Genomic DNA, 15,430 nt, shown 5'->3' with positions numbered 1-15,430 from the left:
CCTTGTTGATGACGTCGTCGTTGATCGCGGTCAGTGAGACATCATGGCCTGTGATGATGTCGCCAATTATGTCCATGTACTGCGTTATCTGAAAGATATAACGTAATGGTTATTATAAATTATTAATCGAGCGCTAAAAAAAACCTAACTGAATCTTCAGTAAAACCATCTCCCTTTAAAGACAGGAGGCCAGCCAAAGAGGCCCCAATACGCTCAAAGATCAGCTCACTGGAAGAGACCGCGCCATATGCACCATAACAAATTTCAACAAATTGTACATCTAATTGCAGATCACTCAAAGCACCCCGCTTCAATCCAGAAAAAGATGCCCTCATATACTCGCTAGGCAAGCCAACCTTTACGACATCAAAATCACCAACCAATGAATCATCATATATTTCTTGAGTTACGGACTGAATCACATTACCCGCACGAATAGATACGTCACTTGACGGATTGTAACTCACACCCAGTAACCCATATAAACAGCGCGCACCTTTGGGAATCATGACCTCAAGTATCATAGAGTTACGACGAGCATAGCTGCTGCTCCCATTTAAAAATGAGCAGCCCGTATTCCCGACTCCCTTTCCAAAAAAGGCAGCATGAGGTTCGTCAAACCAAAAACGAAACTTTCCAAACTTTCCAGTACGACCTTCTATCATCACTGACCACTCCAAAACTGCAACCAGTTAGTATTAAATGAACCAGGCTCGCGAGAATTGATCGCCCTTATTACATCCGGATGATAAACACTGTAACCCGACACTTGATACTTATTCAGCGCACCTTGATGAGCTGCATCATAATCGAGCCCTTTCTTCATCATCGTCGACTCGGATAACTCATGAATATAAAAACTTGAGTCAGCACCATTTAATGGTTTCCCTTCAGAAAGCGCGGTTCGCAAACGCTCAATCATCAAAGTATTCTCTGGTACATCACCAAATTGTTTCAAATGCGATTCGACGATATCTATACCTTTATTAGAGACAAGAACATCTCGATCGGCAAGCTTGCCGAAACCGCTGCCCCCCGAACTCCCCTCAAGAAAAGCACCGGTGCCTTTAGGTGCAGCTGCAATACCCTCAGCATTAACCCACTTCCCTCCAACCCACTTGACCGCAAACCCACCAATTTCTGCGGTGATCAAACCACTGGCGACGTCAAATATCAACCCACCTGCCTGCTGGTCGGATTGCGCCAGTAATTTATCCCCTGCACGCTCAAGTCCTTGAGCCGGTATAGGGCTGGTTGCCCAATCCACCACAGAGCTTGCTGCGGACCAGATATTTTGACCAATCCCTACCACCGTGTCGTACGGGTGACTGGCAAAATTTACGGCGCTGGCAGCAGCCTTAGTAGGCCATTCCAAGGCCTGATTGACACTGCCAAGGCCCCGTTCGGAAAGCATATAGCCCAACGTTTTTGCAGGAGCGTACCCGTCAAACGTGACCTGACTCTGATCTACGCCTTTGCTGGCAAAATAATCGTCAAACAAAGCCTTGTTGTATTCGCCCAGAGTCCAGCCGCCATCTTTAAAAGATTGGAGCTGAATTGCACGTTTACGCTCTTTCAGTTCGTAGTCTCGTGCCTTGTCCAGTTCATCCGTTGCACGAGTGACATTTGCTTGGCAAGCACCAACGTCACCACCAGCCGTCGCACAGGCAGCCCGAGCCTTATCAGCATCCCGAATCTCAGCGTGTGATAGCCAGTTGTACTGGGCAGCATTAGCGGATACGGCAGCAGAGACGCCGACATCCGAATTCCCAGCGGCAGCGCCTAGTACGCCGACAATTTGCGACAAAGCAAGAAGATTGGCCTGCGCCTGCTCATACTCGGGCGTTCCCTTGACAAGGTTTGACGGAAGTAACTTATCCCCCAGCAATCCGACCAACACTTCGTTTGCACCACCGGCAATAGCTCCGGCGCGGAAATCACCACCCATGGCTTCGGCTAGCAGGCCACCCAGGCCTGCGTGCAAGAGAATCTTGGTAATGCTTCCTTCAGTTAACTCAAGATCTCCTATCGCCATTGCCCCTTTGGCGCCACCTATGCTGGCCGCGGCAGCGACTGCCGAACTGGCCAGGTTATCCGCAAAGCTCCCGCCGTAAACGGCTGTTTTGATTACTGCGTCAGCCGTTACTTTTACGGCGATGGTTTTTGCACTTGCCGAATCGAACCCCAACTCACTCGGCTTGTATCCAAGACCATCGGCCACACCCGCTGTCGCAACTGCCACCGCATAGCCTTTGATGCTGTCCTTGGATGTAACATCTTTCACAACCTTCCCAAGGTTGCCTCTATTGTCAACCGTACTGACAGTAGCCTTTGTAGCGACACTGATGGCGCCCGCCTGCAGCATCGAGTTCATGCCAGCCATCATTGGCCCCATGACAGCTGCCAAGGCAATTGCAATGATCAATTGCGAAGCCGGGCCCAATCCAGAGTTCTGATACTTGAAAGACTCATGAACCTCCTTCACGAGTCGCCAGTCAACATCGCCTCTCGCTTCAGCCTGTTTTAGCCAAGCAAGTTGTGGATCAGCTTTGACCATCGCATCAATAGATTGACTAACCGTCTGTTGGTCTATCTGCTTGACATCGATTGTCAGCCCGTTAACAGCTTTAATCGCGATACTTCCTTCAGCAGACATCTGCGTCTGACGAAGTGTCTCGTCTGTATTGCCTTTACCCTTTGAGGAAGTCCAGAAAGCATCATTATTGCTTTTGGTATGACTTTCGTCATGTAGATCCTTCACCCCCTCAAACGTAACCGCACCACCACTTTGAATCGTCAGGTCCTTACCGCTCTCCAGCTTCGCAGCCTGATACTTCTGATCGCCTCCGCTCGACAGCAGCAAATCACCACCAGTGGTAATTTCACTGCCGATGTTTTTCACATCAGTGATTTCGTCACGCTTGGTTTTCTTCGCCCCAAAACTCCCCTTCTTCTTTTTGTCATACAGCGAATAATCACTGTCCTGCGCAGCCAAGATGTCGAGGTTTTCACCGGCAACCAGGTACGCCTCTTTACCCGCAGTAATACGGCTGGAGATCACGGAGAGGTTCTGGCCCGCCTGCAAGGCAACGCTGCCCCCGGCATCAATATCGGAGGAGATTTGGCTGACGTGGTCTTCCTGACGGGTCAGTTTTTTGCTTTTGGACAGGGAGTGTTCTTCGTCCGCCGCAGAGCTGATGGTGAGGCTTTCGGTCGCGGCCATGGCGATGTCGCGTTTGGCATCGATCTGGCTGGCGATGACGGAGATGTCGCGTCCGGCCTGAACGGTCAGGTCGCGTCCGGAACTGGCAGTGGAACCCAGTTGGGTGATGTCGCTGCTGTTGTGTTTGCTGTCCGAGAACAGGCTGTTGGTGACTTCGGTCGGGGCGATGGTGACGTCGCGTCCGGCCTGGATGCTCATGTCACGACCGCTTTCCAGCACGCTGCCTTTGTTGATGACGTCGCGGCCTGCCGAAATGCTCATGTCGTTGGCAGCTTCGATGCGCGCGGCGCTGTCGGCGAACTCGTTGTGGCGCTGACCGCGTGCACTGTTGTCCATCGAGGTGACGCTGCGTTCGTTGACCACATCGCCGTTGATCGCGGTCAGTGAAACATCGCGACCTTTGATGATGCCGCCAGCGGTGTTGATCAGATCATTGCCCGCGAGCAGATCGAGCCGGTTGCCGGCTTCTATCAGGCCGGTGTTGATCAGGTTGTTGCCTGCGACTGCCGAGAGGTTGTTGGCGGCGTGCAAGGTACCGACGTTGTCGAGGTTCTGGCCGGCGATCAGTGAGACGTCGTTACCCGCAATCAATGCCCCGGTCGGACCAAGGCGATTGTCGGCCTGTGCCAGATACAGCACCGGCACCAGCACTTTCTCGCCATTCACTTCATGCTCTTCAAGCCAGACGATGTCGTGGGTCAGCGCTGCGACCTGTTGTGAACTCAGCGATACGCCGACAGCCAGGTTCAGTTGCTGCTTGCTGGCGATGGCGTTGTTCATCAGGTACTTGAACTGCGCCTCGTTGGAGGTTTGCCCATCGATGAAGGCCTGACCAGTGCGGGCCACGACTGCCTGCTGAACGAGGCGTTGTTCATACAAGCCGTCGCCCAAGCGCTTGGCGCTGACTTCCGGGTCGTAGCCCAGACCTGCGAGCAGGTAATCCGAGCTCATGAACTGCTTGAGTTCGGTGAGGACCGGGTTGGTTTCGATCAGGTATTTTTGCGGTTTGGAAACGAATGAGCTGCTGGGCAGGCCCTGCACTCGTGTAACGGTTTGTGCTGCGGCAGACACGACCGGCGTGATCGCGCTGGCTTGCGCCACTATGGCGGGCTGAATACTGGAGCCGCTAATAGGGCTATTCTGCGTAACCACCGTGCTTGAAACAGCGGCGGTGACGGGGCTGACCTGAGCAGCGACAGGGTCGCGAACAGCAGAAATGACCGGACCGCCTTGAGTATTTACGACAACCTGGGTAACGGCGTCAGTCGCGCCTGACTGGGCACCTGTTGGAGCCTGATTGACCGCACTGAGCGGGTTACCCTGAGTCCCATTTACAACCTGACCGGCCTTGTTGACCTGAGCGCCTTGCACCATTCCGGCATTCTGAGCAGCCGAGCTGCCGGAAGAAACGGCAGTGATGAGCGGAATGCCAGATGTAGAGCCAGCGTTCTGAACAGGCAGCAAAGCGCCGTTACCCTGATTGCCAGTTGCAATGCCTGTAACGCTGTCGACACTGGTGACACCTACGGAATCAGAGGTATGACCGGGTAGTACAAATCCGCCTATGGGCGCGGCACCTGGCGCGCTGGCGTCGAAGGAGGATGCATTGGCACTCACGCCAGCACCTTGTCGTATCACCGAAGCAAGCTGGCGGGTGGCGTTGGATATCTGGCCTACCGAGCCGATCTGGATGGTGCTTGCCTGCGCATCGGAAACGGTATGCTCGCGTTGCGCGACGGATACGGCCGCGCCGCCCATGGTCCAGCTTTGTGGCAGGCCGACGGGTTGGGCGACAGCGGCTGCGGTGCCGGTCTGGCCGCTCAGACGGAACAGTCCGTTCTGGCCGGTGGGCAGACTGAAACCTGGCAGGCTTAGTGGGTTGACTTGTTGTTGGGCCAGGTCGGGGGGGAGCTGGGCATTGATCCTGATAACTGTGGCGCCAGTGCCGGAGGTACGCGTGTCCTGAACCTTGCTGGTGCCTGCGCTGCCTGCATAGTCTTGGTGAATGACACTGTTCTGCAGATCCTGCTTGGCATTAATGGATACATTTCCGCCCGCTTGAATGACTGCACTGCGTCCGCCGTTACCGCTGCCATCTTTGGCGACTTCAACGTCACTGATAAGTGCGTAGCTTTCCAAACCTGCAGGCAGTTGTACTAGATTGTTACGGTCATATTGAGACTGCGGGCTGGTCCCACCGTAGCCATAACCGGTGAGCGTATTGGTAACTGCCTTTCCGGTCGACTTGTCTTTGACCACCACCGTTTTAATCGTGCCACCATCACGCCCTGGCTCACGTGTCGTCACGGACGAGGCAATGCCCAGGCTCAAGCCACCAGCCGCATCAACATAATAAACATAGGGGAAATCAGGGTTGTTGCGCTGATTGTAAGCAACTACCTGAGGCATGAACCGGTTGACCGTACCGTCCGTTACCCTGCCGGAATTATAGGTACGTGTGCGCTCGATACTGCCACTGACAGCACCCAGGTTTTTGACACTATTGGCCTGAATGTCGATGTTTCCCGTCGCGCTGATGGTGCTTTTACTGTTGAGGAAATCACCGCCTCTGAAAACGAAATCGCCTCCAGCGGTCAGCAGAGAGGAGGCTGAGGTGTCGTTATCCTGCCCACCCTCGTAAAACTCTCTAGCAATGTAATCAACATTGTAATGATCGCCACTGCAATCATTACAAAGTACGGCGATAAATCCGGAAACCAGCGTACGACCTACAGCAAACCCTTGAGCGCCACCTGCGTCAGAGGTACGGTTAGTAAAGCTTCCTGAATTGATGGTGAGGGTCCCGCCACTTTCTATTGACCCGGATATATTCGAAACATCATTAGCCTGAGTTCCGCCACCATAGCCTTTGATAAATAGCGCTCGCTGACTGTAAAGGTCACCGTTCTGGTTGGTAAAGCTATTAACACTCAGCGTTGTATCGCCGCCGCTAAAAATCAAACCTCGATCATTAGTGAGGGACGGCGTTGCAAGCGTCAGGTTTTGCGCAGCGCCCAGGGTTCCGTAGTTGGCAATGCCACCAGCATTCACGACTAAATCGCCTGCTGAGGTCAGGCGTCCGCTATTTGTAAGTTGGCCACCAATATTGATTTCGCTGTTACCACCACTCGTGATGCTCGAGGCGCCGTTCAGATTCAGTTGTCCAGCAGACAGATACATACCACCGACACTAGAAGTCCTACCACTACCGGTAAACGTCCCGCCAATACGTATGTCTACCCCGCCATCACTCGCAATCACCCCATCATTCGTCCAGTTCCCCCCACTCCCACTAAACGAATTCGACGCCAGCAACTGCCCGCCCGCCGTTTGATTCAAGGTGCCGACATTCACCGTCAAACGCCCGGCCTGAATCACGCTGCTGTTGGTCCAGCTGTCAGCACTAAGTGTCAAACCACCACGGGTAACGACGCTGCCGCCAGCATTGGTGACGTTGGCCGTAGAAATATTAAACGTGCCATTACCCGTATGCAGCAGCGACCCGCCACCATTGAGGAAGTTGCCAGCGTTGAGAGTCAGGTCGCTGTTGGCGCTTTCCAGGGTGCCGTTGCGGTTGTCGAACAGGTTACCGATCTGGAAGTTTGTGGCACCGCCACCGCCACCGCCCAGCGCACGCAGTTGTCCGGTCTGGTTGTCCAGACTGGCAGCGGTCACGGCCAGAGTGCTGTCACTTTCGATGATGCCAAAGCGGTTGTTCAGTGCGCCGCTCAGGTTCAGCTCGACCTGGCCGCCAGCGATCTGGCCGTCGTTGTCGCCGCTGTTGTCGAAGTTGCCACCGTTGACCCGCACCAGGCCTTTGGCGTACAGGCCGCCGTTGCGGTTGTCGAAACCCGGGGTGGTGATCAGCGCTTCGCCGGTGCGTGCGGAGACTCGCCCGCCGTAGTTGTCGAAGCCGCCCAGCGCGGTCAGGTTGAGGCGTTGCGCCTGAATGACACCGCCCTGACGATTGGCGTCATAGCCATTTTTCAGCACGCCGGCCAGTTTCGCGGTCAACAGACCTTGCAGGCTGGACAGCACTCCGCCCTGACTGTAGAGGTTGGCACCGGTCAGGTTCAGGTCGCCGTTCTGCGCGATGATCCGGCCGTTCTGGTTGTCGACAGTATCAGCGACATCGACAACCAGTGCGCCGACGCTCTGTACCGCGCCACGAACGTTGGAGAGGCTCGCTGCATTCAAATGCGCATCGGCGTTCTGGCTATAGATCAAGCCATCAGCATCGTTGAGGACACTGCCACCCGCGACGACTTTCAGTGTGTTGTTGGCAGCAACAGTGCCGCGGTTACGGTTGTCCAGTTGCCCGGACGTATTGAGGGTCATCAGGCTCTGGCTGATCAGTTGCCCGGCCTGGTTGTTGATCGCCGCGCTGCGCCGCAACAGCAGGTTACCGCCGCTGGCCAGCTTGCCGCTGGTGTTGGTCAGGCTGCCCAGCAGGTCGAGTGTCATATCGGCCTTGCTGCTCAGGTTACCGGCGCTGTTGTCGAGGCTGCTGCCTTCGAAGCTGAAACCCTGTTGGGCCGTCAGGTTACCGGCCGCGTTGTTCAGGACATTGGCTTTGATGGTCAGCCCTGCACCACCGTCGATCAGGCCGTTCTGGCTGTTGTTCAGCAGGCCCGCGACGGTCAGGGTCTGACCGGTTCCGCTGGAGAGGATGCCGCCGCTGTTGTCGAGGCTGTCAGCGGTAACGCTCAGTGTGTTCTGGCTGACCAACGCACCGTTGCCGCCGTTGAGCAATTCACCGGTCAGGGTTGTAACAAGGTTGCCGTTGCGGCTGGACAAGGTGCCGTTGGTACGGTTATCGAGGCGGTTGCCAGAGACGTTCAGGCCCTGCCAGCCGGATATCAGGCCGTTCTGGTTGAGCAGGTTGGTCGCGTTGACTGTCAGCACGTTGCTGCTGATCAGCTTGCCGCTACTGTTGTTGAGGGTGCGGCCATCGAACCTGAAACTCTGTGCGCTGGAGACCTCGCCAGACTGGTTATTCAGGTCGCGAATGCGGTTAAGGGTCAGCGAACCGTCTGCCGTGATCAAACCGCCGAGGTTGTTGAGGTCGTTGCCTTGCATGTCGATGGACAAACCGGCGTCGCCCATCACGCGTCCGCCATTGAGCGACAGTGCATTGAGGACCAGGGTCATGTCGCGCGTGGCCGACACTTCGCCGCTGTTGCCGGCATCCAGGCTGCCCGCCGTCAGGTTCAGGGTGCCGGTGCTGTTGATCAGGCCTTTGGCGGTGTTGTTGATCGATGTGGCGTTGAGGATCAGGCTGGTGCCGCCCAGCACCTGGCCGTTCTGGTTATCGAGGCTGGCCGCGCCCACCTTGAGCGCCTGAGCAGCGTTGATCAGGCCTTTGTCGCGGTTGGTGAGCAGGCCGGTAACCGTCAGGTCCAGATTGTTGCGGCTGGTCAGCGTACCGCCTGTGTTATCGAGGGTATTGGCGGTGGCGTCGACACCGGCTGCGGCGATCATGCCTTTGACGTTGGTCAGCGCACGGGCGATGCGCAGGGTCAGCAATTGGTTGCTGAGCAGTTTGCCGCCGCTGTTATCCAGTTGTTGCGCGTTGACGGTGAACGCCTGAGCGCTGGAGATTTCGCCGTTCTGGTTCAGAACCTCGTTGACGTTTTTCAGCAGCAGTGCGCCCGGCGCGTTGATCAAACCGCCCTGGTTGTCGAGCTGGCCGTTGTTCAGGTCCAGGCTCAAGGAGGTGTTGCTGAACAGGCTACCGCCCTGCTGACTCAGGCGGCTGACACTCGCGGTCAGTGCCTGGCTGCTGCCGATGCTGCCGCCATCGCTGTTGGTCAGTTGTGCGGTCGTCAGGTCCAGACGATCACTGCTGCTGACGCGACCGCTATGGCTGTTGTCGAAATTCCCGGTCTTGAGGGTCAGCAGGCCTTTGCCGCTGATATTGCCTTTCTGGCTGTTATCAAGACTGGCACTTTTCAGGTCCAGCGCACCATCGGTCAACAGCTTGCCGCCCTGGTTGCTGATCGCCCCAGTGCTGTCGAGGGTCAGTTTTCCAGCGCTGGAAACGCTGCCTGCGGTGTTGGTCAGGCTGGCGGCCTTCAACGTCAGGACGTCTTCGTTACTGATCAGGCCTTGAGTGTTATCGAGCGCTGCAGACAGGTCGATACCCAGAGCGTTAAGGGCACTGATCGCGCCACCGGTGTTGTCCAGCGTACTGCCCACCAGCGTCAGACCGGCTTTACTGGAGAGCAGACCGTTGGTTCGGTTGGTGATCTGCGCAACGTTCAGCGTCAGGGCTTTCTGTGCCAGCACCTGACCGCTGTCGCTGTTGTTCAGTTGCTGGCCGGTCAGGGTAATCACGTCCTGACTGGACAGTTCACCGCCACGGTTATCGACAGTAGTGACATTGATATCGAGGGCTTGGGTTGCGCCAATGAAACCGTTCTGACGGTTGTCCAGCGCGTCGCCGCGCACGGTCAATGTGCCTTGAGCAAGCATCTGACCGCCCAGTTGCCGAAGGCTGCCGATCTGTGCGTTGAGGTTCTGTTTGCTGGCGATCTGGCCGAGACCGTTGTCTGCTGTCGCGGCACTCAGCGTCACATCGCCGTCGCCAATCAGCGTGCCCTTGACGTTGGTCAGGGCGGTATTGACCATCAGGTCCAGGCCTGCGCGGCTGCTGATCAAGCCTTCGGTGTTGTCCAGGCTGTCGCTGCGAGTGTTCAACGCGGCGGCGGAAATCGTACCTTTGATGTTGCTCAGCGCCTTGTTCATGATCAGCGTCAGGGCCTGACTGCTGAGCAGTTTGCCGCCACTGTTATCGAGACTGTTGGCGTTCAGGGTAAAGGCCTGTGTACTGGAAATTTCGCCGTTCTGGTTGGCCACGCCGTTGAGATTCTTCAGCAGCAACACGCCGGGGGCGTTGATCAAACCGCCCTGATTGTTCAACTGGCCGTTGTTCAGGTCGAGGCTCAGCGAGGTGTTGCTGAACAGCTCACCACCCTGCTGGTCGAGGCTGGTGACGCTGGCCGTCAACGCCAGCGCACTGGCAATACGTCCGGCGCTCTGGTTGATGACCTTGCCTGCCGTCAATCGCAGGGTATCGCTGCTGGTCAGACGACCGCCCTGGCTGTTGTCGAACGTGCCGGTGGTGACCTGCGTGGCACCCTTGCCAGCCAGTTTGCCCGCCTGACTGTTGTCCAGGCTGGCGCTGGTCAATATCAGTGTTGCGTCGGTGGTGACAGAACCCGCCTGGTTGTTCAAAGCCCCGGTGGTGGTGACGCTCAAGGCATCAGCGCTGGAGAGGCTGCCCGAGGCGTTTTGCAGGGAAGCAGCGCTGACCGTCATGGCCGACTCACTGCTGAGCAGGCCGCCCGTGTTGTCCAGCGCGCCAGACAGGCTGATGTTCAGGTCCTTCTGGCTGGCCAGCGTACCGCCTGCGTTATCCAGGCGGGTACCGTCGAGACGCAGGGTGTTACCGAACAACAGGCCTTTGTTGAGGTTGATCACGCGCGCCACGGTCAGCCCAAGTGCAGTACCGGCCAGGACCTTGCCGCCATCGCTGTTGTCGAGTGTTTGACCAATGATGTCCACACCGATCTGGCTGGACAGTTCACCGGCCTTGTTGTCGATGTCGGCAACCTCGATTTTCAGCGCTTTTGTAGAGCCCACCAGGCCGCCCGACCGGTTGTCGAGGGTTTTGCCGGTCAGGGTCAGATTGCCCTGCGCAACCAGTTCGCCACCCTGCTGGGTCAGACTGCCGATATTGGCGACCATGTCGGCCTGACTGGCGATACGACCGCTGCCGTTGAGAGCGCTGTCGACCTGCAACTGCATCAGGCCAGCGGCGTTGAGCAGACCGTTCTGGTTATCCAGACGCGTGCCGACCAGTTCAAGACCGGCATTGCTGTTGATCAGGCCTTTTTGCGTGGTGCTCAGGCCGGTCTGGCTATTGTCGAGGGCATCGACGAACAGCTGCAGGCCTTTCTCGGCACGAATCGAACCGCCACGGTTGTCCACGCTGTCGCTATGCACGATCAGCAGGTTCTGCGCGGCAATACGGCCGCCGCGGTTGTCCAGCGTCTTGCTCGACAGGTCCATCAAGCCCTTGGCTTGCAGGCTGCCACCCGCGCGATTGTCCAGTGCGCCGGTCACTTTCAGAGTCAGTTGGCCATCTGTGACCAGTGCACCGGACTGGCGGTTGTCCAGACTCGCAGCACCGATGTCGATACCCTGCCCTGCGCCCAGCGTTCCGGCCTGATTGCCGATGGTTTCAGTGATCACCAGTTTCAGGAACCGGTCAGCCATGACCTGGCCAGCGGCATTATCGAGGCTCAGCGCATTCAGGGTCGTGTTACCGGCGCTGGTCAGCTCACCGCTGCGGCTCGACAGCTTGCCAGTGACGTTTACCAGCAGGTCGGCATCGCTGCTCAGGCTGCCACTGTTGTTATTCAGCTCATTGGCCGCCAGATCGATACCGTTGCCAGATACCAGACCGCGCAGGTTGGTCAGCAGTTGATCAACACGCACAATGAGCGCTTTGTCGCTGAGCACCGAGCCAGCGGTGTTGTCCAGCGACGTCGCGGCCAGGGTGAAGCCGTTGGCGCTGGAAATTTCACCGCTGCGGTTGCTGACTGCATTGAGATTTTTCAGCAGCAACTGGCCCGGCGCGGTAATCAGACCGCCGTCGTTGTTCAGCACGCCATTGCTCAAATCGAGACTGACGTCACTGTTGCTGTACAGACGGCCATCATTGGTCTGATTCAGGCCGGTGACCACGGCGGTCAGGGCCATGGCGCTGGCAATACGACCGGCGTCACTGTTGTTGACCAACCCTGCATCGAGTTGGAGGGTTCCGGTACTGGTCAGGCGGCCGCCTTGCTGGTTGTCAAAAGCACCGGTGACAAGCTTCACGCCCTTGCCGGCGATGCGACCGTTCTGGCTGTTGTCGAGACTGCCACTGGTGAGCACCAGCGTTGAATCGCCGAGAATCTGCCCGCCGCGGTTCACCACGGCACCATCGACCGTCAGGGACGAGACGCCGGAGCTGGTGATACTACCGGCAGTATTGCCCAGAGAAGCGGCGCTCAACGCCAGCATGCCATCGCTGCGCAATATCCCTTGATCGTTGTTGAGGACGCCCGTGTCTTTCAGACCCAGACTGTTTTTGGCGTAGACGCTGCCACCGCCCGTGTTGATCAGTTGCCCGACGTTCAACTGCACGCTCTGCTGGCCGGAAACGGCACCAGCGCTCTGGTTGTTCAGGCTGTCGGCATTGAGCAGCAACGCACCATTGGCCAGTAAACGGCCCTTGCCGCTGTTATCGAACTGGCCGACGGTTGCGGTCAGCTCTCCAAGGCTGGAGAGCTCCGCGTTGCGGTTGTCCAGCGTTGCAGCACTCAGATTGAGGCCGGTGGCAGAAATCAGGCCGCGCAGGTTGGTCAGCAACTGGGCGACACGCACGATCAAGGCTTTGTCGCTGATCACCGAACCTTCGGTGTTGTCCAGCGAAGTGGCCGCCAGCGTGAAACCGTTGGCGCTGGATATCTTGCCGCTCTGGTTGTTGACGACATTCAAGTTTTTCAGCAGTAACTGGCCCGGCGCATTGATCAGGCCGCCTTGGTTAGTCAGCAGGCCGTTGCTCAGGTCGAGGCTGACATCGCTGTTGCCATACAGACGGCCATCGTTGGTCTGATTCAGGCCGGTGACTACGGCAGTCAGGGCCATGGCGCTGGCAATGCGACCGGCATCGCTGTTGTTGACCAGCCCGGCATTTAGCTGGAGTGCGCCGGTACTGGTCAGGCGGCCGTCCTGATGGTTATCGAAGGTACCAGTGGTGAGTGTCAGACCATTACTGGCGATACGCCCGCTCTGGCTGTTGTCCAGGCTGGCGCTGGTCAGCGTCAGGGTTGAATCGCTTAGGATCTGCCCGCCGCGGTTGACCACCGCACCGCTCGTGCTGACTGACGCCGTGCTGGCACTGGTGATGCTGCCGGTGTTGTTGCTCAGAGACGCCGCACGTACCTCCAGGGTGCTATCGCTGCGCAGTGTGCCCTGGTCATTGTTCAACGCGCCGCTGACAGCCAGGTTCAGACTGTTTTTGCCGTAAACGCTGCCGGTGGCGGTATTGGTCAGTTGCCCCAGGTTCAGCTGTACGCCCTGCTGCCCTGCCACCGAGCCGTTCTGGTTGTTCAGGTGGTCGGACGTCAGCTGTAACGCGCCATTGGCCAGCAGGCGGCCTTTTTCGCGATTGTCGAACTGGCTGACGGTCGAGGTCAGGCTGCCAAGGCTGGAGATTTCTGCGTTGCGGTTGTCCACGCTTGCCGCGTTGAGCAGCAGATCGCCATTGGCGCTGATAAGCCCCAGCTGGTTGAGCAACGGCCCGGAAATACGGGCGGACAAAGCGCTGCTACTGGACAGTTTGCCTTGCTGGCTGTTGTCCAGAGAACCGGCGGCGATGGTCATAGCGCCATTGCTGCTGATCAGCCCGCTCTGACTATTGAGCACCTGAGACGCATTGATGTCGACAGTGCCGCCCTGGCTCAGAATCCGGCCTGACTGACGATTGTCGACGGTTGTGGCCACGATGCGTGTGCTGGACTGCCCGTTCAGTGTGGCACCCTGGTTGTTCAGGGTCTGGGTAATGGTGGCCTGCAAGGCGCGACTGGCGGTTATGCTGCCGCTGTTGGTCAACCCGTTGGCAGACAGCGTTACATCACCCGAACCATTGCGGCTGTTGTCGGCATTGACGCCCGCCTCGATCACCGCCGAGTTGTTGAGTTGTCCGCCTGCGGAAAGGCTCAGCGCATCGCGTGCGGCGACGTTCTGCCGGGTGGTGAGATCGCCCGCGGTGCTCATGGTCAATGACGACCCCGCATAGACCGGGCCGTTGACTTCGGCACTGTTGGCCCTGGCCGTGACGGCGCCACTTGCTGCGGTCTGCGTCATGCTCAAATGGCCGTTGGCATCAATCTGGATATCACCGCCACTGGCCGCAAGATTTCCCGCAAGCCTGACCCCGACGCCTGCCTCGGTGCCCACCAGACGGATCGCGCCCGCATACATCCCGCCCAGCGCCGAGCTGTCGACGGCCAGTTCCGGTTTGGCACTGCCGTCATCAGGCAGGGCTGTGGGATTGAGGGTCTGCGCGTCGACATCGTTACGACCGGAAATGATGTTGAGGCGCTTGGCGTGCAGCTCGGCATTGATCTTCGCGCTGCGGGTGATGATGTCGAACTGGTCGACGTTGTCTGCGTTCAGCCCCACGCCATCAATGGATATGCTGCCGCCCTGCACATTGAAACGCTGCAACTGCCCGTTGGCATCCAGCACCGGTTTACCGGTGGTCAGCGTGACCTGCGGGGTATTGATGAAACCGCAGCCGTTGCAACTGATGCCATACGGGTTGGCGACAATGACCCGCGCCGCTTGCCCGGCCACTTCCGTGTAGCCCCTGAGCTGGCTGGCGTTGGCCCCGACCACTTCGTTAAGAATGGTGGTAGCGGCCGTACCGCGCAGGTTGGAGTTGCCAACGATAATTCCGCCCAGTTGGGTGCTCTGGGTCTGATTCGTGGAGTTGTTGAGGATGACGCCTTGGCTGTCGACGTTGAACTGCTGATACTGGTTATGCGACAGGCCGGTGGCATTGGGCGCGGCAATATTGATGATAGGTACGCCATTGCCGGCCTGATTCAGGCTGGTATTCGGCCCACTGACCACGATGCCTTCGGCCTGAACCAGCAGCGGCTGCCAGAACAGGGCATTGGCCAGGATCAGCGCGAGACCGCGTTTGGGCATTCCCCAAAAGGACTGGCGCTCAATCAGCACAGCAGAAGGCTGACGAGCAAGCAGAGCCAGTTGGTGAACGTCCATGTAAACGACCTCAGAGCGGGAAGTTGAAAGCGGTCTGACTAAAGAAAGAAGTCCATACGAAAATAGATCGGCGCTTCGCGCTCGGTCACATCAGGACGTTGCTGGGAGCACGCGAAGGTCATTTTCAAGATATTTCAAGCAGGGCATATCACCCAGCGCAGTAGCCACAAGCAGAGAAATGGCCATGACGGCAACCGAAAGCATTGCAGTTCCGAGCTACTGATATACAAAGCCCACCCCAGAAGTGGCAGATCGACATCAAAAAGGCAGGCAATACTAGAACGCCACCATCATGGCGTCAAATATTTGTATCGACCATGTATCCGGTTTATTGAACTTTATTTAAACCTGGATTTATTTGAG

General features: G+C 57.4%; 2 protein-coding genes. Both read right to left on the bottom strand.

Going from position 1 to position 15,430, the window contains the following annotated elements; genetic code table 11:
• Positions 1 to 122 precede the first annotated feature (122 nt).
• On the bottom strand, positions 123 to 668 hold the full coding sequence (locus tag LJU29_RS08370; RefSeq protein ID WP_257112049.1) for a hypothetical protein: 546 nt from the start codon (positions 666 to 668) through the stop codon (positions 123 to 125).
• A complete protein-coding gene (locus LJU29_RS08365; RefSeq protein ID WP_257112046.1) occupies positions 665 to 15,067 on the bottom strand; it encodes a two-partner secretion domain-containing protein in 14,403 nt (4,800 codons plus the stop codon). The genes LJU29_RS08370 and LJU29_RS08365 overlap by 4 nt, the downstream gene beginning before the upstream one ends.
• Positions 15,068 to 15,430: the final 363 nt, after the last annotated feature.

The sequence above is a fragment of the Pseudomonas ficuserectae genome, assembly GCF_024584585.1.
Lineage (GTDB): Bacteria > Pseudomonadota > Gammaproteobacteria > Pseudomonadales > Pseudomonadaceae > Aquipseudomonas > Aquipseudomonas amygdali.
Note: the sequence above shows the minus strand (reverse complement) of the source record. Positions and strands in the feature narration are given on the sequence as shown.